Source organism: Egbenema bharatensis FJBBOT/2019, assembly GCF_048077055.1.
Taxonomy (GTDB): Bacteria; Cyanobacteriota; Cyanobacteriia; order Elainellales; family Elainellaceae; genus Egbenema; species Egbenema bharatensis.
In genome coordinates this window covers 1,983,116-2,007,936 of record NZ_CP182236.1, presented here as the reverse complement: position 1 = coordinate 2,007,936, position 24,821 = coordinate 1,983,116, and the positions used below count along the sequence as shown (strand labels likewise).

24 protein-coding genes are annotated in these 24,821 nt (G+C 50.8%); 11 read left to right on the top strand and 13 right to left on the bottom strand.

What is annotated here, in order from left to right:
• Positions 1–687, bottom strand: coding sequence for a HEAT repeat domain-containing protein (locus ACM1PF_RS09405; protein ID WP_416674233.1), 687 nt, complete (start codon positions 685–687; stop codon positions 1–3).
• Positions 688–961: 274 nt separating this feature from the next.
• Between ACM1PF_RS09405 and lptC the strand changes: the two genes are divergently transcribed.
• Positions 962–2,107, top strand: a complete 1,146-nt coding sequence (gene lptC / locus ACM1PF_RS09400) for an LPS export ABC transporter periplasmic protein LptC (RefSeq protein ID WP_416674232.1) — start codon at positions 962–964, stop codon at positions 2,105–2,107.
• A 44-nt stretch (positions 2,108–2,151) separates the two neighbouring features.
• On the opposite strand, the gene ACM1PF_RS09395 is transcribed toward lptC, so the two are convergent.
• A complete protein-coding gene (locus ACM1PF_RS09395; protein WP_416674231.1) occupies positions 2,152–2,625 on the bottom strand; it encodes a heavy metal-responsive transcriptional regulator in 474 nt (157 codons plus the stop codon).
• 80 nt (positions 2,626–2,705) lie between these two features.
• Complete coding sequence (locus ACM1PF_RS09390; protein WP_416674230.1) at positions 2,706–2,999, bottom strand: hypothetical protein; 294 nt, start codon at positions 2,997–2,999, stop codon at positions 2,706–2,708.
• A gap of 225 nt (positions 3,000–3,224) precedes the next feature.
• Here ACM1PF_RS09390 and ACM1PF_RS09385 point away from each other — a divergent pair, with 225 nt between their 5' ends.
• Complete coding sequence (locus ACM1PF_RS09385) at positions 3,225–3,809, top strand: TIGR04376 family protein (RefSeq protein ID WP_416674229.1); 585 nt, start codon at positions 3,225–3,227, stop codon at positions 3,807–3,809.
• A gap of 158 nt (positions 3,810–3,967) precedes the next feature.
• Here the strand turns inward: ACM1PF_RS09385 and ACM1PF_RS09380 are convergent, their stop codons facing one another.
• Both ACM1PF_RS09380 and lipB read right to left on the bottom strand, forming a co-directional pair.
• The gene (locus ACM1PF_RS09380; RefSeq protein WP_416674228.1) at positions 3,968–4,288 is read right to left on the bottom strand and encodes a hypothetical protein; all 321 of its coding nucleotides are present in this window, start codon (positions 4,286–4,288) and stop codon (positions 3,968–3,970) included.
• Positions 4,289–4,706: 418 nt separating this feature from the next.
• Complete coding sequence (gene lipB / locus ACM1PF_RS09375) at positions 4,707–5,399, bottom strand: lipoyl(octanoyl) transferase LipB (protein WP_416676603.1); 693 nt, start codon at positions 5,397–5,399, stop codon at positions 4,707–4,709.
• 224 nt (positions 5,400–5,623) lie between these two features.
• On the opposite strand from lipB, the gene hpf reads away from it, so the two are divergent.
• Positions 5,624–6,280 (top strand): ribosome hibernation-promoting factor, HPF/YfiA family, encoded by a 657-nt coding sequence (hpf, locus tag ACM1PF_RS09370; RefSeq protein ID WP_416674227.1) that lies wholly within the window; start codon positions 5,624–5,626, stop codon positions 6,278–6,280.
• A gap of 245 nt (positions 6,281–6,525) precedes the next feature.
• Positions 6,526–7,191 carry a GvpL/GvpF family gas vesicle protein gene (locus ACM1PF_RS09365; RefSeq protein WP_416674226.1) on the top strand — a complete coding sequence of 222 codons (666 nt, stop codon included), beginning with the start codon at positions 6,526–6,528 and terminating at the stop codon, positions 7,189–7,191.
• 200 nt (positions 7,192–7,391) lie between these two features.
• Here ACM1PF_RS09365 and pgl read toward each other — a convergent pair whose 3' ends face one another.
• Positions 7,392–8,111, bottom strand: coding sequence for a 6-phosphogluconolactonase (gene pgl, locus ACM1PF_RS09360; RefSeq protein WP_416674225.1), 720 nt, complete (start codon positions 8,109–8,111; stop codon positions 7,392–7,394).
• A gap of 276 nt (positions 8,112–8,387) precedes the next feature.
• On the opposite strand from pgl, the gene ACM1PF_RS09355 reads away from it, so the two are divergent.
• A complete protein-coding gene (locus ACM1PF_RS09355) occupies positions 8,388–9,341 on the top strand; it encodes a pentapeptide repeat-containing protein (RefSeq protein WP_416674224.1) in 954 nt (317 codons plus the stop codon).
• A gap of 578 nt (positions 9,342–9,919) precedes the next feature.
• Entirely contained in the window at positions 9,920–10,303 is a 384-nt protein-coding gene (locus tag ACM1PF_RS09350; RefSeq protein WP_416674223.1) for a hypothetical protein, read from the top strand.
• Positions 10,304–10,350: 47 nt separating this feature from the next.
• Here ACM1PF_RS09350 and ACM1PF_RS09345 read toward each other — a convergent pair whose 3' ends face one another.
• A complete protein-coding gene (locus ACM1PF_RS09345; RefSeq protein ID WP_416674222.1) occupies positions 10,351–10,848 on the bottom strand; it encodes an ureidoglycolate lyase in 498 nt (165 codons plus the stop codon).
• A gap of 22 nt (positions 10,849–10,870) precedes the next feature.
• On the opposite strand from ACM1PF_RS09345, the gene ACM1PF_RS09340 reads away from it, so the two are divergent.
• On the top strand, positions 10,871–11,518 hold the full coding sequence (locus ACM1PF_RS09340) for a YqiA/YcfP family alpha/beta fold hydrolase (RefSeq protein WP_416674221.1): 648 nt from the start codon (positions 10,871–10,873) through the stop codon (positions 11,516–11,518).
• Between the two features lie 252 nt (positions 11,519–11,770).
• On the opposite strand, the gene ACM1PF_RS09335 is transcribed toward ACM1PF_RS09340, so the two are convergent.
• The 5 genes from ACM1PF_RS09335 to ACM1PF_RS09315 form a co-directional block, all read right to left on the bottom strand.
• The gene (locus tag ACM1PF_RS09335; protein ID WP_416676602.1) at positions 11,771–13,258 is read right to left on the bottom strand and encodes a CoA-acylating methylmalonate-semialdehyde dehydrogenase; all 1,488 of its coding nucleotides are present in this window, start codon (positions 13,256–13,258) and stop codon (positions 11,771–11,773) included.
• 368 nt (positions 13,259–13,626) lie between these two features.
• The gene (locus tag ACM1PF_RS09330; protein WP_416674220.1) at positions 13,627–13,797 is read right to left on the bottom strand and encodes a chlorophyll a/b-binding protein; all 171 of its coding nucleotides are present in this window, start codon (positions 13,795–13,797) and stop codon (positions 13,627–13,629) included.
• Between the two features lie 132 nt (positions 13,798–13,929).
• A complete protein-coding gene (locus ACM1PF_RS09325) occupies positions 13,930–14,274 on the bottom strand; it encodes a hypothetical protein (RefSeq protein ID WP_416674219.1) in 345 nt (114 codons plus the stop codon).
• Positions 14,275–14,620: 346 nt separating this feature from the next.
• Positions 14,621–14,875, bottom strand: a complete 255-nt coding sequence (locus tag ACM1PF_RS09320; RefSeq protein ID WP_416674218.1) for a hypothetical protein — start codon at positions 14,873–14,875, stop codon at positions 14,621–14,623.
• A gap of 162 nt (positions 14,876–15,037) precedes the next feature.
• On the bottom strand, positions 15,038–18,754 hold the full coding sequence (locus ACM1PF_RS09315) for a CAAX protease (RefSeq protein ID WP_416674217.1): 3,717 nt from the start codon (positions 18,752–18,754) through the stop codon (positions 15,038–15,040).
• A 405-nt stretch (positions 18,755–19,159) separates the two neighbouring features.
• On the opposite strand from ACM1PF_RS09315, the gene hpxO reads away from it, so the two are divergent.
• Entirely contained in the window at positions 19,160–20,320 is a 1,161-nt protein-coding gene (gene hpxO, locus ACM1PF_RS09310; RefSeq protein WP_416674216.1) for an FAD-dependent urate hydroxylase HpxO, read from the top strand.
• Positions 20,321–20,368: 48 nt separating this feature from the next.
• Positions 20,369–21,796 carry a nucleobase:cation symporter-2 family protein gene (locus tag ACM1PF_RS09305; protein ID WP_416674214.1) on the top strand — a complete coding sequence of 476 codons (1,428 nt, stop codon included), beginning with the start codon at positions 20,369–20,371 and terminating at the stop codon, positions 21,794–21,796.
• A gap of 83 nt (positions 21,797–21,879) precedes the next feature.
• On the opposite strand, the gene ACM1PF_RS09300 is transcribed toward ACM1PF_RS09305, so the two are convergent.
• The gene (locus ACM1PF_RS09300; RefSeq protein ID WP_416674212.1) at positions 21,880–22,596 is read right to left on the bottom strand and encodes a GntR family transcriptional regulator; all 717 of its coding nucleotides are present in this window, start codon (positions 22,594–22,596) and stop codon (positions 21,880–21,882) included.
• A 204-nt stretch (positions 22,597–22,800) separates the two neighbouring features.
• On the opposite strand from ACM1PF_RS09300, the gene ACM1PF_RS09295 reads away from it, so the two are divergent.
• Both ACM1PF_RS09295 and ACM1PF_RS09290 read left to right on the top strand, forming a co-directional pair.
• Positions 22,801–22,938 carry a hypothetical protein gene (locus ACM1PF_RS09295; RefSeq protein WP_416674211.1) on the top strand — a complete coding sequence of 46 codons (138 nt, stop codon included), beginning with the start codon at positions 22,801–22,803 and terminating at the stop codon, positions 22,936–22,938.
• A gap of 718 nt (positions 22,939–23,656) precedes the next feature.
• Complete coding sequence (locus tag ACM1PF_RS09290) at positions 23,657–24,817, top strand: ABC transporter ATP-binding protein (RefSeq protein ID WP_416674209.1); 1,161 nt, start codon at positions 23,657–23,659, stop codon at positions 24,815–24,817.
• Positions 24,818–24,821 lie beyond the last annotated feature (4 nt).

Here is a 24,821-nt window from a genome sequence, read left to right as displayed (position 1 = left end):
TTAGCCTTCGATCGCCTCTCCACTCTCCGCTAATCGCTGCAATGAAATCGTTGCTGCTGCCGATACATGGGGATGGCTGTCTTTCTCCAGGTACTTCAGAGCAGACACACTCTTGGTTGTCGGCAAATGACCTAGAGCTTCAGCCAACCGCTGCCTCACCAGCCAATCGGACGACTGAGCAAACCGCAGGATATGGTCTATTGCTGTTACATCCCGAATCTCACCGATCGCTGCAATGGCCGCTTGATGAAGGACGACTTCTTCACTATCCAGTGCCTGAACCAACACATCGTGGGCCCGCTGATCCTTCAAATTCCCTAAGGCAACCGCCGCACTGAAGCGAACCAGCCAATCTGTATCTTCGTAAAAGGCTCGAACCAGGGGTTCAAAGGCCCGTAAATCTTCTAGATATCCTAAAGCACCTGCTGCATCAGCTCGAATCCCATAGTCCGGATCGGTTTCCAACAGCTTCACCAGGATGGGATAGCAGTCCTCTGTCGGCTTCAGTCCTAACGCAAAAACTGCCATCGATCGAATCTGAAGGCTCTCATCATCCAGAACTTTCTTAATTAGAGGCACTGCATCTTCTGCTGGAACATTCCGCAAAGAAGCCAGGGCCAGCATTCGATCTTTGGTATCTTCACTTTCCAGTTGGACTGCGATCTGCTTTAAGCTCTGTTGTGTCATGAGGTATTTTTACAAATATTTACATTTTCTAATTTTCATTATATTGGATGTAGAGGAGTGATCGTGGGAAGCAAAAGGGAGGATATCCGTCTAACGCTACAGGATGACTTTTGGAGGAATCGCCTTTATATCACTTTTGGATTCCGTTTCAGATGATCCCAATTCAGGTGTAGTCAACCGACGGGAAGCATCACACCGGATAATCGAGTAATATCAATCGGTATCTAATATCAACCATCAATGGCGTTGGCAGAGAGTCAACGGGGTGAAGAAAATGGGCTGGATAAGGTCGATCGCGCTGCCAGTGGTGCTGGTTAGTCTGTTAATCACAGGAGTAGGCTGTCGTCCTGAGGGGCGAGGAGCCGATCGTTTAGCAGAGAGTAGCTCTGCAGCGGATGAAGTTGACTCCAATTTGGTGTTCAACAATATTACCCTGGAGCAGGTGGATGAAAATGGGGAACTGCTGTGGAAGGTCGATGCAGAACAGGCCGTCTACAGCCCTGATCAGCGCAATGCCGATATTATCAACCCTGATGGTGAACTCTATCAGGGGGGCAAAGCGGTTTACCAGATTCAGGCGGAAAAGGGTGAAATCCGGCGAGATGGCAATCGGATTTTTATGCGAGGCAATGTCGTTGCGACTGACATCGAAAGCGGAGCAGTTTTAAGGGGCGATGAAATGGAATGGCAACCCTACGAAGATCTGCTGATTGTAAAAGGCAACTTAACCGGAACCCATCCCCAACTCCGATTCACCGCCATTGAAGCTAGAGCAACCAATGAAGATCGCCAGATTGAACTCTTCGGCGCACCGATCGAAGCATTTACTGAAGAGGAGCCAAAACTGCGACTGCAAGGGGAACGGTTGATCTGGAAACTGGATGAGGAAATGGTGATCAGCGAACGTCCAGTCCAGGTGCAGCAATTTGAAGGAGAGCAGGTGACAAATCAGGCAAACGGTAATGCCGCTGAAGTCAATCTTCAGGCTAAAACAATTCGGCTGATGCAGACGGCCATCCTGACTTTAGCGGATCCGCCTCTACAACTGTCGGGCGATGCCTTCCTCTGGAATATTGATCAGCAAACCCTGATTTCCGATCAGCCCATTACCGCCTTCCAGCGAGAAGAAAATATCATCATGACTGCCAACCAGGGCAGGATCGAGTACGACCCTCAAATTGCCTACTTCACGGGTAATGTTCGCGCCAGTGGACTGGATGACCAGAGTTTACTAACCTCCGATCGCCTCACCTGGAATATCGCCTCCCAACAAGTGGATGCCGAAGGTAACGTCGTCTACACCCAACCCGATCCCCCCACCACCCTGCGTGGGCCCAGAGCCGTTGGCAAATTGCAGGATCAAACGATCGTCGTTAGTGGCGGTAGAGTAGAAACTCAAATTATTCCAAACTTGCAGTAGGGAGTAACAAATATCTCGCTGCCTGCGCTACGGCAATCGATTTTCTATAAATGGGATGCTCCCGACTCCCGACTCCCGACTCCCGACTCCCCACTTCCCTGCAAATTCGGACAAATCGTATGATTCACCAACTCTGGTGAGGGGTGATCTTGCCAGCCCGAAAGAATTCCCTGTAGCTCCGATTTGAGCGTCAATAACGCCTCGATCTGCTGATTAATCTCACTAACCTTTGCTTCCAGGTGCTGCTTCACCTCGCCACAGGGCAAATTTCCCTGATCATGTACCACCAGAATTTGCTGTATTTCATCCAGACTAAGCCCCAGGGATTGCGATCGTTTGATAAAGGCCAGCCGATTCAGCACATCCGGCGTAAACAACCGATAGCCTGACTGCGATCGTTCTACGGTTGGTTTCAGCAAGCCAATTTCTTCGTAATAGCGAATGGTCTTGATCGGCAGACCACTCATTGCCGACACCTCACCAATTTTCAACCAATGCTTAATCGATGTTGCCGTCACTATCCACTCCTTTCTCTTTGCACGAGCGTATGCAATGCGCCCCTACCCTATGCCTTGTGCGGGCGCGTTGCGATGTGCCTCTACCTCTTGTGGCGGGATGATGTTAACGTTGGCAACATTGTCCGTGACGACTGAGCTGTCAGATACCGTGTGGGAGGTTTTTCTCTCGGCTGAATCGGCTCGAACCTCGATCGTCTTGATCGCCAACGTAACCCGATCGCCACACTCACTGCACTCAATCCCACCGCCAGCAGTGACCAATGCCCGCCCACGCCGCCAATCACAGCGTCCACCAGTCCAGCCGTCAAAATAAACCGAGAAATTGGTTCTCTTCCCTGGGGCGATCGCACCAACCGAGTCCACACGCGATTCATAAAGCAGCCCACTCTCCTGAATCTAAATCTCTTATCCCAAAACATCAAACAGGAAACGCCTCCGCTCCCTACTCCCATTCTAATCCGGGCTTCCCTCCCCTTCTGCCTCAAGCAACAGTCCTCTCTCCTCTCTCCTCCCTCCTCTCTCCTCTCTCCTCCCTCCTCCCCACTCCCCCCTTCCCTTGCTAGGATAGGAGCGGCGTACCTTGAACAGGAGTGCCTGTAATGGGCTTGTTTGAAGACTTTAGCACCTTCCTGGAAACCCGACTGGAAGAATTTCTGCGAAACAATCCGCACCTGGAGTTACAGGCTTTAGAAGAGCAATTGCGGGATCAGGAGCAGGAAACAATTAAGCTGCTGGGTGATTTACGTCTGCGAGAGAAGCGGTTACAGGATGAAATTTTATCGACTGCGCAGGAAGTCCAGCGTTGGCATGTTCGGGTCGAGAAGGCAAAGGCAGCCCAACGGCTAGATCTGGCTCAACCTGCGGAAGAACGGGAAGCGGCACTCCTGCGTCAGGGGAACCAACTCTGGGGACAGATGGAGATGGTAAAACAGCGAATTCAGCAAACCATTGAGCTGCAACGACAGATTCAGGCTCGTCGCCAAGAGGTAAAAGCGAAAGTAGCAGAGGCTCATGCAGCGGCGGCTCAGTCCAGTTATCAGGCTCAAACAGAACAGCAGTGGCAAACCACAGGTTGGAACCGGGGCTTCGGCTATTCCACTTCAGCGGATCCGTTAGAACAAACCTTCAGACGATGGGAAACCGATGAGGAACTGGAAGACCTGAAGCGGCAAATGGGACGGTGAGTCTCGCAATGAGCCTTGCAGTAACGATCGCCCTGATCCTCAAGTTTTCCACAGGCAAACCTGAGTTTTCCACAGACTTTCCGGGAGTTTTCCACAGATCCTTGGAAAACCCTAACTAATACAAACTGCAATGCGAACCTGAATGACCCACGGCAAGGTTACAGATAGTCCTGCAAAAAGTCAAACGGATTATCCTCCCAGCAGGGTTCCGGCAACCGACGGGTGAGGTTACACAAAATATCTGCCTCGATCGCTTCAATTTCATCCAGGGTAAATAACTCAGAGAGGGTTTCCAGATCTCGATTGCGCAAAGGTATCAATGTCGCCGTATGACTGGGAAGGCAACCTTCGGAAGGGGCATCAGTGGTTACACTTTGCATTCGTTCATCATTCCGCAGCAGTTTATCTATGTAGTGGTGCGGGGCATTAGTATAGCGATCTGTTTCAAGCGATCGAGAATCACTGGGGGCTGCTTTCATACGAATAAAACCAATAAAGCAAGTACGAGGTTCGCTTGAACCCTTCATTTACGTGTTTAAGCGTAGTGAGTGCATCGTAAAGCTTTTGCGGTTTAATTGAGCGAAACAACCGATACAATTCCTCATCAGCACCCTGATAATTACGAGTATATACAGTATTTTTGCGGGTAGGTGCAGGTGATTAAAAGCACATCAAAACTTGATGCGGTTGAGGGCGGAATTTGAAGATTCATCATCAGCAACGTCAATTCCTCGTAAATCCCTGAATCTGTAGATCGGTCAAAAATAGAACATTAAAGAAACTAATCAGTCAAGCGATATCTTTTAGCCTGTATGAGAAACCTGTACGAAAAACCCGTACGAAAAATCTGTACGAAAAACCGTGAAGCTCATTTTAGATTGCCAAGCTGATCTAGATTCAGGCATCAAAGCCCCTGACTGCAACAGCATCAACGGGTGGCCCTTCCATTTCAACCAGGTGGACTTGAAATACCTCAGCAAAGCAGTGCATGAGCTGATGGCGCACTGTTTCTAGATTCACATCAGGAATAAATTGGGCCAGACTACCAACGGGTTTATCGGCAATTCCACAGGGTACGATTTGCTGAAACCCGGCTAACTCTGGACATACATTTAAGGCAAATCCATGCATTGTAATCCAGCGACTCACCTTAATGCCGATCGCAGCCACTTTATATCCTGCCACCCAAACTCCCGTCAGTCCTGCAATGCGCTCTCCTTCCAGTCCGTACAGAGCCAAGACTCGAATCACGACCTCCTCAAGTTGCCGCAGATACCAGTGCAAATCCTGCTGGTAGTAGCGCAAATTGAGAATGGGATAGCCAACCAACTGCCCTGGACAGTGATAAGTGACCTCCCCACCGCGCTCAATTCGGTGTAGCTCATAGGGAGACTGTTCGGGAACAAACTTAAGAAAGTCTAAACGGCTACCTTGTCCCAGGGTGTAAACCGGGGGATGCTCTAGCAGAATCAGTACATCCTCCAGGTGGGGTTGAGTCCGACGGGCCGCCACTAGCGATCGCTGCCAGTCCCAGGCAACGCGATAGGAAACAAGTCCCGGAGCATAAAATAAACAGCGACGTGAAGCGATCGATTTTCACCCCCAACTATTTAGCTTAACTCATTCCTTTTCCCACAGATCAAGCGTGGATCAACGTAAATTGTTACCTAATGGGGCTAGTTCTGGTCAAGAATTATCAACGGATGCAAAACATTTTAAACGAGTCTGTCGTACAAAATACAAGGTGCTAGGGTGAAGATATAACCCCAAATGTTAGGGGACACACCCAAGTTTTTAGGGGAGGAAGCTTAACTATGAAGCTTGTTATCCAGGGCAAAAACATTGAGATTACCGATGCAATCCGTGAGTATGTACATCAAAAAATCGAAAAGGCCGTTAGTCATTTTCAAACCTTAACCACAGAAGTTGATGTTCATTTGTCGGTTGCTCGCAATCCCCGGATAAACCCCAAGCAAACGGCTGAAGTGACAATCTATGCCAACGGAACCGTTGTTCGGGCTGAAGAGAGCAGCGAAAACCTCTATGCCAGCATTGATCTTGTGTCTAACAAGATTGCGCGCCAATTGCGGAAATATAAAGAGAAGCGGCGGGAGAAACAACTGCATGCTTCCGTCAGAACGCCTGAAGTGCTGCCCCAGGAACCTGTCGCTCCTAACTTAGTTCAGGATCGCGCCCCTGAATTACCCTCCGATGTGGTGCGGATGAAGTACTTTGCGATGCCGCCCATGACCATCGACGAAGCACTGGAGCAGTTGGAACTGGTTGATCATGATTTCTATATGTTTCGCAATGTTGAGACAGGTGAAATCAACGTAATCTATGAACGCAATCATGGCGGATTTGGTGTGATTCAACCGCGTAATGGCAATGGGCATACCAATGGAAAACACGCTAAGACGGCTCAAGATCACTCCGTTGAAGAGGCAGCCTCGGCAATGGGACATCGGTAGTTGGAAGTCTAAGATCGGCGATCGAGCCTAGATATCTGTGATCCAAACCATTATTGGGTTTTCCTGTCTCCGATCCCTGGTGTTTGACCGTCGATCCTTGTATCTGAACCTTTGCGTTAATCAATTGCCCAGTTCTGGAATCCATTTAACGATGGGAGGCTGGGCAATTCCTTATATTGCTTTCTTTTTGCAGAATAGAGAAAGGTGTTGAGACTGCTTTTGCTCTATTAACCCCCAATCCAACAATGTACACCTATGCATTTCTACCCATTTCCAACGGTTTAGACCTCCCTGAAGGGATTTCAGGCTCCCTTCAGCTCATAATAGTTAACCAACTGGCGGCACTAGTAGAACCCGATTTATCGTTAGAGTTCCTGCAAACGAGTGATGATGTGCTGATGCGGGCGGTTTTGTACCATGACCAGGTGATCCGCGAGGTGTTTGAGCAAACTCCAGTTCTCCCCTTACGCTTTGGAACCTGCTTCGTCTCACGGCAGGGACTTGTAGAGCATTTAGGTAGCCACAGTGCTGAATACTTAGAAAAGTTGGAGCACCTCTTTGGGCAAGCAGAATACCTATTAAAACTAAAGCCAGTTTCACTGCCCGATGCCGTTGTTTCTTCAGAATTAAAAGGACGATCGTATTTTCTGGCTAAAAAGCAGCAATACCAACATCAAACGGAATGGCAAACGGGTCAGCAGTTAGAACTGGAAACCTTAAAGCAGTTTATTAGTCAGTCCTACCCCAATGTGGTGCAGACTGGAGCTACCGACGGAATCGAGCGCATCTATCTTTTGGACGATCGCCGCCATGAGTCCCAGCTCAAAACCCAGGTACAGGAATGGCAGATGCGATCGTCCTACTGGCAGATCAGCCTGGGGGATGCCCTGCCCCCCTACCATTTCGTATGAAGCCTGGGCCCGTTTTACCCATCGACAACTCTCTATCCCGCTCGCTGTAACTCTTGTGGAGTGGGCATCTTGTCCGCACTATGACTTGTGGGGTGGGCATCTTGCCCGCCTGGTTAGATAAGCAGAACGGTGGACAGGTTATTTAATCCACGATCCTTAAGAGAGATGACTCCACCCGCAATCCCAGATCACCCCTGCTCCTAGACAATTCCGTCTCCAGCCGCCTGATCCAGCAACCACCAAAGTTCCCCCTGCGGTTGGATTAAACGAGAAGGATAATGCATGGCATCTGCCTCGGCAGCAAAGACCTGAGACAGGGCTGGGCGTTTATTACTCCCTGCCACCATAAAAATCACGCATCGAGCATGATTGATGAGTGGAGCTGTAAAGGTAATGCGGGGCTGACCGTCTTTATTCCCGACTGTAATCAGCCGATCGCGCACCTGCAATGCCTCGGTATGGGGAAATAGGGAAGCGGTGTGTCCATCATCCCCCATGCCCAGCAGGATCACATCCAGGGCGGGAAACTCTCCTGGTGTTGTCTGGAACAGTTGCTGAATTTCTTGCTCATGGCGTTGGGCAGCAAGGGCTGGATCTGGCTCATCGGTGGGCATGGGATGAATATTACCGGGTGGAATCGGGACTTTGTTGAGCCAGGCAACACGAGCCATTCCCTCATTGCTGTCTGGATGGTCTGGGGGAACATAACGTTCATCTCCCCAGAAAATATGCAGGCGATCCCAGGGTAAATCCTGCTCTGCCAGGGCTTCAAACAGCGGCTTGGGGGTACTTCCCCCTGAAAGGGCGATCGAGGCCATACCCCGCTCCTGAATCGCAGTCTGAAGTCGCTCCAGAACCAACTCCAACGATCGCTGGACTAATGCCGCTTTATCGGGCAGAACTTCTACATTTTTAAGCATTTCTCAATCTCCTCAGCACACGAACTCCCATTGCAATTTATCGATTCAGCGATCGGCTCTGTAGAATAAGAGTAATTTAGCCAATTGCTTTTGATCATCTTCCCCAGGTGAAACACTGTTCAACTCAACAGTTCTTGCTGCCCAATCTCCAGTCACCTAACTGGATCCTACTTGCACTCATCACGACTTTCCCGTGGTTCGATCGTTTTGGCTGAAGCGGCAGCAACGTGTTTGTAATGATTTTAAGAAAGTCCAACAACGTGGCGTTGATTTTAGATGAGTGATTTAGAGCGGTACTATCGAATACTGGGACTGGAGCCTGGCGCATCGTTAGATGATGTGAACCAGGCCTACCGGGACTTGGCGTTTGTTTGGCATCCCGATCGCCTGCCCAAGGATAATCCGCGCCTCCAGGAAAAAGCTCAGGCCAAGCTGAAGGAGCTGAACCAGGCCAGAGAGCACCTGCGCCAGCATCAGCAAAACCGCTCTCAGAACGGGCAGAACGGGCAGAACAACGGGCAGAACAACGGGCAGAACAACGGGCAAAAGCATGGGTATCAGCCCTGGACGCAGCATCGCGCTCAGAGCCGTCCCTACACCGCGCCGCCCCGCTCTCCCTCCCCACCCCCCTCCTCCTCCCCACCCCCCTCCTCCTCGCCTTCGCCCTCCCCCGCGCCGCCCCCCCGCCCCTCTGCGTCGGGACATACAGTCCCGCCCCGCTACCATTACTATCAACCTCCTCGTCCCCCTTCCTCCCCGCCCAAATCCTCATCTCCCCCCAATCATTCCTACTCTCGATCCCACCAGTCTCCTCGTGCCGATCACGACTCTTCCGAAAAAAACTACTGTCGCACCTGGAACAATTCCAAAGATCTAAGTGGTATAAATTTGAGTGGGTCTGATCTGCGAGAAAAAGACCTGTCGGGACGCAACCTGAGTGATGCTAACCTGAGTAATGCAAATCTCAGTGATGCGTTTTTGCACCGAGTAAACTTGGCTAGAGCAAATCTGGCTGGAGCAAACCTGTTCCGAGCCAACCTGTTGGAAGCAAATTTAAAGAACGCCAACCTGCAAGGGGCGAACTTGATTGGTGCTGACCTGAGCGGAGCCGACTTGAGCGGAGCCGACTTAAGCGGAGCACGGATCGGTGTGTCTGATCGCCTGATGGTGAAGTTAACAGGGGCCAAGTTGTCAGGGTTAATTATGCCGGATGGAACTATTCACAGTTAGCGATCGTCCTTCTAGGTAGGTGAGCCTCCCTTGGCGGTTCCCTGAGCCTCCCTTGGCGGTTCCCTGAGCGACTTCTCTAGCGACTAGTCAGCAGCCAGGATGAGTTTACGGATGGGCCCTTTAGAGGTGACCTCTGGGCCAGATCCGAATTGAAAGCTGATTCGCGGAATTCAAGGGAACTGTGAAGATACTGGTAGAGTTTGCTACAGCGAGCGTCTGTAGCCGTTTTTGAATAAGTTGCTGTGAATAACGGCAGCTTGCTTGGGGCATTTTTAGAAAATGCTGACTCCATAAGGTTTTGCGGAACTTAATTGTAAGCATCAGGCAAAATCACTCAAGCAGCCATAAACCATCGTTTCTCCGTATCCAGTGGTTTTATGTAGTATCTACGACAGATTTTTATGCTAGAGTGTCTGTAATCTTCATAGAGGCTTAACAAGTATTCATCGAATCTTACGGTACAGCTCCATGAAAGATTTGTGTATTTCATGCATTGTTTCGATCGGTGGAGCCTGAGTTTCAAAAGGGTGCAGCTACAACTTTCATTCAGTTGGTTTATAGAGAACGAAGGGTGATCGATGGGTCAGTCTACCTTTACTCCACTATTCAAGTCCATTCCCCCAGAACGAATCGGGTTGTTCGGGGAGTATGATCATAGAGGTTTAGCAAAGCGGGTCGCTCTGGCAGTTGAGCAAAACTTTGCCCCTGACGAGCTTGGTAACTTGCGGATCAAGCAGCGGGGAGCAGTTGTAGTTTTAATCGGGGAAATTCCCAGCCAGCGTACGTTGATTAAACTCGTCAATATGGTGATGGAGATCAATGGGGCTGTTGATGTTGAAATCAATGGTGTCAGTGTTGCTCATCGCCTTAAAAGCTACCTTGAGGGCAAACCGTCTAGACAGGAGCTAGTTCATTTAATCGGGTTAATCAATGGTTCTACCCATCAACTTCTTGATGGATGAATTGATTCATATATTGTTATATCGGGAGGATCTGTATTGAGATCCTCCTATTGTTTTGGCTCAATTAGCTCAAAGTGAACGCCATACACTGTCCGCAGATTGCAAGTATCGTGATCCGTGATGTTGGTATCTGCCAGTTCCAGGTTGTAAAACTCCACCACTGCATGATCGAAGTAGGGGCCAGCGTGCCAGGTGCCGACATTGAGCTTGATGAAGCAGTTTCCGGGAATCTGAAAGGCAACGATCGCCTCCAGGGCAGGGTGGGAGGACTCACCCGGTGGCGCAACTGCAATGAGCCACGGTTGATCCGCCAGCGCACCCAAACACTGGGTACACTTTTGATGGCGGGTGATGTGGGAAAACTGCTTGCCCCGGTTCTGCAACTGCATGATGTAAAAGCGGGGAGTTCCCTGGTTTAAGTGAAGTTGCGCATCGTCTGAATCGTAAGGTTTTCCGTCTGGGCTAGCAAAAATAACCTGTCCATAGGGGCGAAAAGCCTCAGCCGTAATGGGTTGAGCGATCAGGGGGCGAAGTGAGGAAGACATAGTAATTCAGGTTTGATTGGTCATGATTTTACCAATAGCCCCTTACCTTTACTTACATGGATTTGCTTCAAGTCCTCGATCTGCCAAGGCTCAGTATTTCGCCGATCGCTTCCAGGCATTGGGGATCTCGCTCACGATCCCCGACTTAAACCAGGGAGACTTTTATCACCTCACCCTATCTCGCCAGATTCATCAGGTTGAGGATTTACTTCCGACCCACCCACCCATCACATTAATGGGTTCTAGCTTTGGCGGATTGACGGCAGCCTGGTTGGGAGAAAGGAATCCCCAGATCGATCGCCTGATTCTATTGGCCCCCGCCTTCCAGTTTTTAGCCCACTGGGAACCAAAACTGGGAGCAGCCCAAATGCAGCAGTGGCAGTCAGAGCAATCACTCGTCACCTACCACTACGGGGAAGCCAAACCGATGGCGATCGACTATGGCTTTGTCACCGATCTGGCTCAGTACGATGAAGCTGAGATCCAACGCCCGGTTCCGACCCTAATTTTGCATGGAGAACAGGACGAGGTGATCCCGGTGCAAGCCAGCCGAGCCTTTGCTGCCCACCGTCCCTGGGTCAAGCTGATCGAACTTCCCAGCGATCATAGTCTGGCAAACGTCCAATCTGACCTCTGGCAAGCGATTCAAGACTTCTGTAGGCTTCGTTAAACAGGCAAGATACTTAGGGACGCAAATTAAATAACTCCGATTTTTTCTGTACGGGCGCACTGCTGTGCGCCCCTTCTGGAGATTAAATTTTCGATTTTATTTAATCCGCGTTCCTTACCCCCCCAGAACTCCAGTGATTAACTTTCTATGCTTGGGAATGCGAACTGAATAATCTGGAAATCTTATGGGGTTTTGATCTTGTGGGGTTCTGATCTTGTGGGGTGGGCATCCTGCCCGCCCAGTCAACGATCCTTAAAACGTTCTCGACCACACTTTCTGGCTCCACCGCTCCACAATCACCTTCGTTTGGGTAAAGAACTCGATCGCGTGCTGACCCTGCCCGTGCAAATCACCGAAAAAGCTTTCCTTCCAACCGCTAAAGGGAAAAAACGCCATTGGAGCCGCCACTCCAATGTTGATTCCAATGTTGCCGACTTCTGCCTCGTAGCGAAACTTCCGGGCCGCCGCGCCACTGTTGGTGAATAAACAGGCCATGTTGCCGTATTGGCCGCTGTTGATGAACTGAATCGCCTCATCGATCGTATCCAGATGAATCAGGCTCAACACTGGGCCAAAAATTTCAGTTTTCGCAATCTCGCTTTGGGGATCGACATTTTGGAAAATCGTGGGGCGCACAAAATTACCCCGTTCGTAATTGGGAATCTGAGGCGATCGACCGTCTACTAAAAGCGTTGCGCCTGACTCAGTTCCCTGCTGAATCAGTTGTTCAATGCGTTGCCGACTTTGGGACGTAATCACCGGCCCCATCTGCACTCCCTCATCCAGACCAAACCCCACCACGCGCGTTTCTGCCGCCTGGGCGATCGCCTCTGTATAGGTCTGTTTTGCTGCTCCCACAGTGACTGCGATCGAGGCTGCCAGGCAACGCTGACCTGCACAGCCAAAGGCACTATCGGCCGTAATTCGAGTGGTCATTTCCATGTCCGCATCAGGCAGCACGATCACCGGATTTTTCGCCCCTCCCTGACACTGCACCCGCTTACCATTTGCCGCTGCGCGACTGTAGATATAGCGGGCTACAGGTGTGGAACCAACAAAACTAATGGCTCGAATCAATGGATGATCCAAAATTGCGTCTACTGCCTCCTTTGCACCATTTACCAGGTTGACTACTCCCGGCGGAAACCCAGCCTGCTCCAGCAGTTGAAATACTTTCTGCATGGTCAGCGGCACTTTCTCCGAGGGCTTGACAATGTAGGTATTCCCACAGGCCAGCGCGTAGGGCATGAACCAGAACGGAATCATCCCTGGAAAGTTAAACGGCGCAATCACCGCCGCTACCCCCAACGGCTGCCGGATCATAAATTCATCGATGCCCGCAGCAATATCCTCCAGGTTGGTTCCCTGCATCATCATGGGAATCCCGCAGGCGATTTCCACATTCTCGATCGCCCGCCGCAGTTCTCCCCGCGATTCATCCAGGGTTTTGCCGCACTCCAGGGTAATGGTCTGAGCTAAATCCTCGAAGTGTTCTTCCATCAAAAACTTGAGCTGAAAGAGATACTGGACTCGCTTCGTGGGTGGAGTCCGTCGCCAGGATTGAAACGCCACAGCAGCAGCCTGAGCCGCTTGATCAACTTCGGTGGCTGGAGAAAGCGGCACAGAAGCCAGGCGATCGAGGGTAGCAGGATTGATGACATCTGAGTATTCAGTGGCACTGGAGGTGCACCACTGACCATTGATGTAGTTTTGCAAGGTAGATGCTGGGGAATGGGGCATGGGGAAGTGGGGAGTCGGGAGTGGGGAATGGGGATTAGAGAATGGTAGCTCGATCGCAGGCTGTAGAGTAGGGGGGGCTGTAGGAAAATAGTTTGCCCCTACCAAGACCGGAGCGTTAGCAGTTTGCCTGGGGAGACGATCGGATGCGCTTACAGAACGCCACCCTAATATAAAAGGGCAGGCAAGATGCCCGCCCCGCAAGGATGGATGCTGCATAAAGGGTGAAATTGGAGGAGCGAAAACACAGTTCCATCCATAAAGTTACATCACCTCACTGCACCCTCGTTTAGAGGTTCGACAAGGCTCACTCGATCAGGGGGAGCCTTGTCGAACCTCTAATTTCGCCTGCTAATTCACTGTTGATGCCACTAATACAGTCCTAACCAGGACAACAATCCCTGACCCGTCACATACTCAATGATTAGGGTGGCAACGAAGCCAATCATGGCCGCGCGACCGTTCAACCGTTCAGCGTAGGAATTAAAACCGAACTTGGGTTCTTCTAATTTGGGGGTAACGGAAGGTTGGGGGTTCGTCATGGCTTAAATACACAAAACTTAATACTATACCTCTATTGTTAAAGAGGAAACGGCGATCGTCAAGGGATGGGCAATGGGAGTTCGCTCGAAATTGCAGGATGGTATGGCGATCCTGCATTACCCCTGAACAGATCAAATCACCTTGAAGCGGGAATCAGACCGCAGAGAGGCGGGTTCAAACTCCTGGGCCCATTTCACAAACATCTCGGAAGCAACCTCGCTTACCTGCCGGAATAAGATAGCGGTATAACAGGATTTTTGTTTAATGACGATCGCCCGACATTCACGCCCGTGAACCACGACATAGCGAAAGCCCTCAAGCTGTAAGGAAGACAGCAGCAGCGATTGCAGTCCCAATGCCTGGAAAATGGTTTGAACCCAGTTCACATCAGAACTTTCGTTTGTTGTGAAATATTCTTTCGGTAAGCCGTTGAGGTCGAAAATTGCAGCACCAATAATATGATTTGAATAGGTCACGTTCAGCTCCCTGGTCGATACAGGTGCAGCTAGAGCAGTATCTAGCTGAGAACTGGTACTAGTAAGCATGACAGGTTTAGCCCAGACTAAAGTTTGTTAAAAGTTGATAAACAAGTTGTGATGAACCAATGTAAAGCAAACTTGAGCTTGATAAACCTAGTCTAGATATCGTAAACCCGTTAGGACGACCGTGCAATTCCCACCTATCGATAAAGGTTCTGTAAATGAGGTCTCGGGCCCTAAAGTTTTAGGCCCTGAAGTTTTGAGCCTGAAGCTTTAAGCCGGATATTTTTCCGTGATCGAGATTAAACGATCGAGATCACGCAATGATGTTGTGCGATCGGCTTCACAAACTAGAGGGGCTATCGGGCGCGATTTCTACCCCACCTCTTTGACGTACGGTTTGCTGCTCCGTGATTAAATCACTCAATTCCGAAATTTCTACGCCCATACCCTGACAGGCTTGCTGTAGTTCCTGCTGAAAACTAATAATATCCTGACCGTAGCCACATAGCTCAGCGGCGACCTCGACTCCCTGACGTGCATTCGCCTTTGCACAATCAACAAGTTCAATTCCTTTGAGTGGTTTAGAAGCAGACATAGGTCAAAATCAACGGTTGTACGACTGCGGCTTTTTTAGAATAACAAACCCCTGCCCTCGGAACCCCTGCCCTACGATAGGTATTCCTCGTTGTAAGCATGCGCTCGATCGTAGGGGGTGGTGTTGCAATGGCAGGCAAGATGCCTGCGCTACGGAATTCACTCACAACGTCATTGGTGTAATCGGCTCAATATCGGGATCATAGCCACCGACTTGATTGGTTCGCAAAACCCAAACGGAAGCATTGTACTTGAGGAAAATCCGGACTACCGTGTCGCTGGCATAGCGGGGGAACATCGTCCGCCAACTGCCCAATCCATTAATTAAATTGCGGAGGGGTTGATCTTCCAGGCTGCTGCCCAGGTTAAATTCGCCCCGTTCCCAGGCAGAGTAATCTCCACTTAAGGGTTGCAAATATTGCCGGAGTTCGTGTCCCAGTTGCAGGAGTTGCTCAAACCGTTCTGCCTGAGCCGGATTTTCTGCCTGCCATTGCCGGATTGTTTCCACATTTGCCCGTACCTGATTTTCCATATATTTCAGGCTGGCAAATAGGGCCTGGTTGGAATCCTGGGCACAATTGTTGGCCGGCCCGACGTAGGTTCCTCCTGTACCATCTCCGGTGCGATATCGAGCCGTCATGACCTGAAGCTGCATCAACGTATAATACAGAGCCGATCGCTGGACACCGTTAAAGTCAAAATCTTTGGTAAAGGCATCTTGTTTAATTAACAAATCGCAAACGGGACGGTTCCCCAACCAGCCAAACTGTCGATCGCCCATGTACCGTGACCAGTGCAGCGTTCCAGCAATGATGCCGTCTGTATTGTGGGTGTAAACCTGCTCATAGCGCAGGTCAAAGCGCAGTTCATTGGCCAGGGGTTCCCGGATGACGATCGCCAATCCAAAGGCAAAATGTCCAAAGAAGATGGGGGTTGCAGCGGCTGGCTCTTTATGGTTGCCCCCAATTCCTCCGTAGGTATGCACCACTAAAGCTCGATCGCCTTCCTGCCACTCATCGATCGCGGACTGAATGGCTGAGGAAGCAGCATCCAACTGTCCAGCACATAACACTGAGGTGATTCGCCCCTTTTGCGCCTTTGCATCGGCCCAGGCCCGCTTGCGGATGTAGTGATAGGAGGCTTTTTTGCCAAACACCACCTCATCCGGCTGCAACCGAAACAGGGCCCGAAGCCCCAGGGATTGCACCACAAACATGCCGCTGGCATCCTGGGCACCGTAAATGTACCAACCTGTTTCGTTCAGGAGAGATTTTTCCAAATCGCGGGTGGTGGATGGAGTACTGCCATATTCCTCTGACTTCACCACCGCAGGCAGACGAATCACCTCTTGCAATCCATCAAACTGACGCGAGGCTCGATTGAAGTGAACCACCCGAAACTGATCCGTGTTGGCGATCGACTCCAAAAATTGCACCAGGGCATAGAAGCGTCCGCTAATCTGCACCGGCTGACTGCCAATGCGAAGAATAGATCCCTCCACTTCAACGGGTTCATTCAACATCACGATGATGTCATCTTCTGGACGTGACCCGGCCAGAGATTCCAGCGGCCCCACTTGCAACCAGTGATTCAGGCGATCGGGATGCACCATGCCACCGTATTTGCTGGTGTAGGATGCTTCAGCACTGAAGTGAATGTCCTGCTTGACGGCTCTCACCAGCATTTGCACGATCGGGTCGTGGTTCCAGCGGAGTTGGACGATTTGACCCACCAGATGCTGATGGGCTGTATCAGTGTGGTAGACCTCAAACAGTACGCCGCGCACCGTTTTGCGTTCCTCCGCCTTGGGCAAAATCAATCGCCCCATCCAGTTACCGATCGGACGATACCACTCTGGAGATAAGGACTGCTGAATCGGGTAATAGCTGGGACAGTTGAATGCGCCCGCCTGAATGTAGTGTTCGTAGTTACTCAGCTTAACGGAGGTCAGGTCTTCCGCTGGCAAAATTTCTTCTTTCAAGATGCCGTTGATGGTATCGATGGTGTGCTGGAGGGAACTGCGGCCATCCGACAGGACTAACTTAGGGTCAAGAATGCCGCCCGGAACTTGGTGCCCAACATCCCCCATGTCAAAGAACGAAATCTTCCCGCGTCGTTTAGCCCGGTTCCAGTAGGACAACGGCAGCCACTTCCAGCGTCCGGGAAACATGACCGCACCAATCCGCTCAACGGAATCCTTCTGTCCGGACAAATGATAAAGGTGTTCCAGGGCTAAAAAATTGCAGTTGGCACTAATCACTCCCCCCAGCGAAATCACATCGATCGGAGCGCGGAGGGCCTTTTTGAGAAAGGGAGCGCAGGCGCAGGCCATTTGCCCACCCCCGCTATAGCCAATCAGCGTGACTGGAATGCCACTGCCCAACTGATATCCATTCTTGAGTAATCCATTGAACACCACCTGAGCAATGCCCTGGTTGTAGAGCGGCCCATACCGCCGATCGGCAGAAACCCCCACAATCAACACATTCCGCAGGTTCACCAGGAGTCCAAGTAAATCTGCAGGGTTATCGTAGCGATTGCGATCGGCTAGCTTCCACAAAAATGCCAGCGGTCGATCCTCCACCAGGGGATTATTCATCACCGAATAGGGCATAATTCCCCGCACCAACGCCACATCCTCCGGCAGTGTGGGCGCTAATCCGTTGAGAAAATCTTCAATATCCGGCAGATACTCAAAGGTGGATTTGCCAATGCCATCTAAATACACCACGTAGCGAGAAATTTCCTTGGGATTGGCGACGGGTTGGGCCAATTCGCCGGCATTGACGGTTGTATCCACTTCATCGTCATACCAGCCAGCCCACCAGCCCAGCGTTTCCAGCGGAGCCAGCAATCCTGCTACCACCAGGGCAATCACCCCAATCCAGCCCAGATTAAACACAAACCGCAGCACCCTTGGCAAACTGGTATACCAGCCAAACCAGGCATCTCGGACGGGTCTGAGGAAAATGACGACCAGAAACGTCAGCAGGGCAATCCCAATTAAGGCCACCAGGGTTTTTAAGATCGTGTGATCCGCATCGGCTCGTCGGGCTGAAGTCGTCCTGGTCGAGGATGCAGAACCCTCAACCAATCGATCGCCAACTGTGCCGATGCCACCCACTGAAGCAGCCGGAGTGCTGGGAATGAGTCCCTCCGTTCCCGTCAGCGCACCGACTAAATCCCCTTGCCGCAGTTCATCAACCCGCCGCAGAAACTCCTGCTGCCAATCCGTTGCAGACGCATTCCCCCGGCTGCGAACCACCTCTGCCACCTCTCGCCGACTGGTGATTAGCTCCACGCCAGCCACCCTATTCGCCAACCGTCGTCCCAGGTCGGCGATCGGCCGTCCAATGGTTTGCTGAAGCACTTGTAGCACCAACCAGCCAAACGCCACGTATCCAAACGCCTGAGTTAACCCCGTTCCCGTCACCGCCTCAAACCCGACAACCATTGCCAGCAAGTGCCAGACCGACAGCAGGGACAAGAGGGGACTGCCCAGGTAGGGTAAGCTGCCCAAAAAGCCAAACAGGATCGGGGCATAGCTCAGTCCCAACACCGCCACCAGGCGGAAAAACGAAACCTGCGTTGACCAGGGAAGCAGGGTAATTAACCAGGTGCTAAACACCAAAAATACAAAACCTGCTGTGAACAGCACCACATTGAGCAGCAGGCTGAAGACGAAGCGAGCGGGTTTAACTTGATTAATAAATAGAATAATACTCTGGGCAATGGCGATCGACAGTCCCGCCCCCGCTACAACCGCAAGGGCCAGCATCAAACCGCCAGAAGCCGTGCTAATTTGCTGAAATGCTTCAGGATTAAGCTGAAATGCCCCTCTTAAAAAATCCCAACTGGACTGTACTGCTACCACCACCATAATCATTCACCTTACTCGTGCATTGGATCTGCAAAGGTTGCTCAGATCTGCCGTAACCAGAGACTACCACAAGCAAATCATGGATTTATAGGAAGAAAAGTAGGATTGGGCGATCGTGAAGATTCCCTTCTATGGAAACGAAAACCGTAGTCTTAAATACAAATTTCAGGCATTGACTCTCGTTTACTGTTTACATTGCAAATTTTCAGCTTGTCTGGTTTAGTGCGGATCTGAAGGGGCAAAGCCTGCCTGACCTCCATCTTTAGGGCAAGGAAAAAGCTCCTAAATATTTATCTCTATTTTTTCTTTTAGGCATGAACCAGGTGCAATGGATTGTTTTGATTTTTGGGTGTACCAGCCTCCACCCTGCACAATGGCAAGTAGATTTTTCTGGAGACAAGCAGCATGAACAACCTTAAAGTGGTGGTGATCGGCGCTGGAATTGGTGGGCTGACGGCTGGTATTGCGCTGTCGCAGGCAGGATACGAAGTCGAAGTATACGATCGCGTTCAAGAACTACGCCCCGTAGGAGCCGGAATTTCCCTATGGTCAAACGGCGTGAAGGTGCTGAATCGCCTGGGTTTAGGGGCGGAGATGGCAAAAATTGGCGGCAAAATGGAGCGGATGGAATACCGCACGAAAACGGGAGAACTGCTGAATAACATTACGCTCTCTCCCCTGATCCATACCGTCGGTCAGCGACCGTATCCAGTGGCGCGTCGGGATTTGCAGACCATGCTGCTGGCAGCTTTTCCCAGTGAGGTGAAGCTGGGGCATAAATGTATTGGCGTAGAAGAAGATGGGAAGGGCGTAACGGCGATTTTTGAAAATGGTCATAAAGCGCAGGGTGATCTGGTCGTCGCAGCCGATGGAATTCGATCGATTCTGCGGACGCATGTATTAGGGCAGCAGATTGAACCGAAATACGGCGGTTATACCAACTGGAATGGGTTAGTGCCTGCCGATGCAGCCCTGGCCCCGAAGGATTGCTGGATTATCTACGTCGGTGATCACAAACGAGTCTCCATGATGCCCATTGCCGGCGATCGCTTTTACTTTTTCTTTGATGTGCCCCTACCAAAAGGGACACCTGCCAATCCTGAAACCTATAAAGCAGAACTAAAAGAACACTTCCAGGGTTGGGCAGCTCCCGTTCAGTCCTTAATTGAATTATTTGATCCCAATGAAGTGGCTCGTCCTGAAATTCACGATGTGGGGCCGATCGATCGCTATGTCAAAGGTCGGGTTGCGTTACTGGGAGATTCAGCCCATGCCACCTGTCCGGATATGGGTCAGGGAGGGTGTCAGGCGATGGAAGATGCCTGGGTGTTGACGCAATACCTGATGACAACCAATCTGGGCGTTGAATATGCCCTGAAGCGGTACGAAATGGAACGCACTGAACGAGCGAATGCAGTCGTCCAAAAAGCTCGCAAACGGGCTGAACAAATTCACGGAAAAGATCCAGCGATTACTCAGGAATGGTATAGCCAACTGGCAGTGGAAAAACCAACCGATGTCACGGATGCTATCACCAAAGTGATTATGGCAGGCCCTCTGCGGTGATCCAGAAACGCTCATTTCCAGACCATGATTTAGATTATTGGAGGATACATGGCCCAATCCAATCAAGAAATTACTGTTGATGAAACCCAGGCGGCGGTTCCAGTCACACCTGGCTCAGAGTTACTCTATGGACTGGACGATCGCCCTCCGGTTGTTGAGTCACTGTTTGTAGCAGTGCAGCACGTTTTGGCATCCTTCGTGGGGATCATTACACCACCGTTGCTGATCTGTTCGGCCCTGGGGGCGGATGCGGCAACGACCAGTTACATCATCAGTATGTCGCTGTTTGTTTCCGGTATCGCAACCTTTATCCAATGTCGGCGCATTGGCCCGGTGGGTTCGGGGTTACTGAGCTTGCAGGGCACGAGCTTTGCCTTCCTGGGGCCGATCATCGGGGTGGGAACAGCCGCAACGGGAGCCGGACAAACCCCAGAACAGGCCCTTGCTTTGATTTTTGGATTGTGCTTTTTCGGCGCGTTTGTAGAAATCATTCTGAGCCGATTTCTTCACCTGGCCCAGAAAATTATTACCCCGGTGGTATCGGGTACGGTGGTTTTGATTATTGGACTGAGCCTGATTCGCACAGGCATGTTTAGCCTGGCAGGAGGGGCGATCGCCCAGCAAAACGAAACCTTTGGCAGCTACCAAAATTTAGCTTTGGGTGGGTTTGTGCTGGCCATTATCATTGTGCTGAATATGATGGGCAACCGCTACCTGCGCATGGGATCGATCGCCATTGGATTAGCCATTGGTTACATCATCTCCCTGGCGTTGGGAATGGTGAATCTCAGTGCATTAAGTGATTTACCCCTGGTGCGCTTGCCGATTCCGTTCCGCTATGGGATGGATTTTGACTTTGCGGCCTATCTTCCCTTTGCCCTGCTGTACCTGATTACGGCGATTGAAACGATCGGCGACCTGACTGCGACCTCAGCCGTATCCAAACAGCCGATTAAAGGGCCAGTCTACTTTCGTCGGATTAAGGGTGGAGTCCTGGGAGATGGCATCAACTCGCTGATGGCCGCCATTTTCAACACATTTCCCAACACGACGTTCAGCCAGAACAACGGGGTAATCCAAATGACGGGCGTGGGTAGCCGCTATGTCGGATTTTATGTGGCTGGATTGTTTGCCCTGCTCGGTTTACTGCCTCTGGTGGGCGGGATCTTCCAGGCCATCCCTCAGCCGGTTCTCGGTGGAGCCACAATCATCATGTTTGGGTCGATCGCAGTTGCTGGCATCAATATCCTGGCTTCTACCCAAATCGATCGACGGGCACTGATTATTATTGCGGCATCGCTGGCTTTAGGGCTGGGTGTAGTATACGTACCGGAAATCCTGGAGGGCAAACCCGCCCTGATTCGCAATGTGCTCTCTTCCGGAATTTCCACCGGTGGTCTGACAGCAATTCTGCTCAACTGGCTCCTGCCTTACAACATCGGTTCTCCGACTCCAGAGATCGAGCCAGAAGCTTGAACCATCACTGAATAACGACTAACCTGAAAGCATTATGGGGTGGGCAGCTTGCCCGCCCATGTAACCTTCAAGGTAAACAAGCCTCAGGACAAAGAAGAAAGTCGAGAATTTAGCTTGTCCACCAGGCTGATCCGCCGATCGACTGCGGCACGGGCATTCAGGGCCGCCTCAATGCCATCTAAATGCTTGCGAGCGGTTTCGACGGCAGCCTCCGCATTTCCCGCGACGATCAGTTCCAAAATATCACTGTGTTCATCCTTGGTGCACACGGGCATCTTGCGGATTTCGTAGAAATAAGCCAGAGAAGTTTGCGGAATCAGCTCCTTCAAAAACCGGCTCAGGAACTTGTTGCTGCACAGGTCAGCGAGCTGCATATGAAACTGAGTCGATAGGCGCGTCAGCAGGGGATAGTTTTGTTCATCACACGCAACCCGTTCAGCGGCAATCAGTGCGCGCAAAGAAGCCACCTGTTCTGGAGTGATCGATCGGGTAACATCCCGAATAATAGCTGCTTCCACTAACCGCCAGGCCTCGTAGATTTGCCGGGCTTCCTCCAGCGACAACCGGGACACAAACGCCCCACGGTTTGGCTCCAGCTTCACCAGTCGATCGCTCGACAACCGTAGGAGCACCTGGCGAATGATGGTACGGCTCACTCCGTAGTGATCCGCTAGCATCGCCTCACCCAACTTCGTATCTGGCGGTAGATGGCGTTCGCAAATGGCATTGTACAAGTCGGTGTAAATGAAGTCTTCGGTGGGCTTGGGATCCGATTTTGACTGCCGCCGAATACTGACCATAGTGAAAGTCCTAACGTGAGAAACAGTGGAAGATGATGGGATGAAACAGGATTGATTTGAGAAAACGCCCTCAATGTCTAAAACCATATTAATCGGCAATGGTGGAGTGACTACAAGGTAAATTTACAAACCCGCTTTCATCCCTCCTTAAACCCTGCACCGCTGAACGAGGTGTGGAATGATGCCAGTGAAAAGGTAACTAAGATGATTCATACCACAATCCACTCAATACCGCAGGAGACGATCGCCGAATGGCAACGACGTGGAACCTATCTGGTTAGAACCGATCGGAAAACCCGTCAGGAGGGATGGATTCCGAAAACTCTAGCAAGTTTCGCATAGGCACTTAATGTCCAGTCAATGTCCAGTCAATGCCCGATTTTCATAAATCCAAAAACATTCTAAATAAATCAAGATTTCAGCAAAACGGTAGCCCCGACTACTTTCTCCCCTGGTGGGTTTGTGTACAAGATTTGTATGCAAATTTTTCCAGAAGTTGCGCTTTCAATTTTACTATGTCCGTTAGCTTGCCGTAGTCCGTAGAGGGATATAGAGAGATAGATATCGCAGGCATCTCTGCGATCGAGTTGACTGACAGAACTTTCTTCTCATCCTCAAGTCCCTGCTCCCAACAAAATTCCCGCCCCAGGAGATGCAAACCAGGCTGTGGCTTTGCAGTCCCTCAGTTGCTCTGGGAGAGGGGTTGGGGCTGGGGTTTTGTCTAGTAGAAGCGAGCGTGAATTGAGCAACCGTAGAGCGGGCATCTTGCCCGCACAGGCTGGAAGCCTGCACTACGAAAGGTGGGCGTGTTGCTGCCGAGGTCTACTAGTCAATCAGCTCTGCAACATCTCGTTTAATTTTTCCTGGGACGGTGCTCGTCTTTAAAAATTGCAAAACTCTTGCGCGCTTTTGATGGTCTAAGTGTATTCTGAAACACATTCTATAAGCCAGGAAAGGTTTGTAGTAGTGTATGGCTCGATCCGGTTCGCTTCATCGTTGACTCAGCACCTTTACCCGACCCCACGCTATGACTAATGCTTCAACTTCTACAACCGTGGGAATGCCTTCCCCTCAAATCGATGAGGCGGAACTTCATGAATTAGTTCCCGCCACAACGGTAGGTATTTTGCTGCGATCGGTTACAAAAAAATATGGTTCTTTCACCGCTGTAGAAAATATTAATCTGGAAATTCCGCCCGGTTCCTACTGCTGCTTATTAGGGCCAAGTGGTTGCGGGAAAACTACCACGATGCGGATGATTGCAGGGCACGAAGATATTACTAGCGGTGATATCTATATCGGAGATTTGCGGGTGAATGATCTGCCCCCCACCAAGCGCAGCACCTCCATGATGTTCCAGAGCTATGCCCTGTTTCCCCATAAAACCGTTTGGGACAATGTAGACTTTGGGCTGAAGATGAAGGGGATTTCCAAGGCGGAACGGGAGCATCGAGTCAGTGAAATGCTAGAAATAGTGGGATTGAGTTCCTTCGCTCGGCGCAAACCTGCTCAGCTCAGTGGTGGACAGCAACAGCGGGTTGCCCTGGCACGGGCCCTGGTGACACGCCCTCAGGTGCTGCTACTGGATGAACCCCTCAGCGCGTTGGATGAAAATCTACGCATTAAGACGCGCACTGAGTTACGTCGCTTACAGAAGCAATTCGGCATGACGTTCATTCAAGTGACGCATAACCATGATGAAGCCTATTCCCTATCTGATCAAATTGTAGTCATGGATCATGGACGGATTGATCAGGTGGGAACGCCCCAGGAGATTTTTGCCAAGCCCATCTCCCAATTTGTGGCTCGCTTCACGGGAGATAACAATATCTTTATGGGTAAGGTGATCAGTGTGGTACAGAATGGGCAAAACTATCTGGTACAGTTGAACGTTCCAGACCTGGGGAGCTTCTTCTGCCAGGGAGACTATGCTCAGGTGGAAGCCAATGCTGCCTGCACGATACGAGCCGATCGCGTCCATTTAACGCCTCTGGAGGTAGCATCTTCTGTAACGGAGTCCAATCACAATCAAGTGACTGCTCGGATTGTGGCGATCGAATTTACCGGATACATTACCCGTGCCACCCTGGCCCTGGAGCGGACGGGACAAGAAATTTTGTATAAGGCGCGGACTTCAGACTGGATGGAACAACCGTTCAACGAAGGGCAAGTGGTGAATGTCACCTGGGCTGCTGAGGACTGTATTTTCCTATCTCACTAATTCT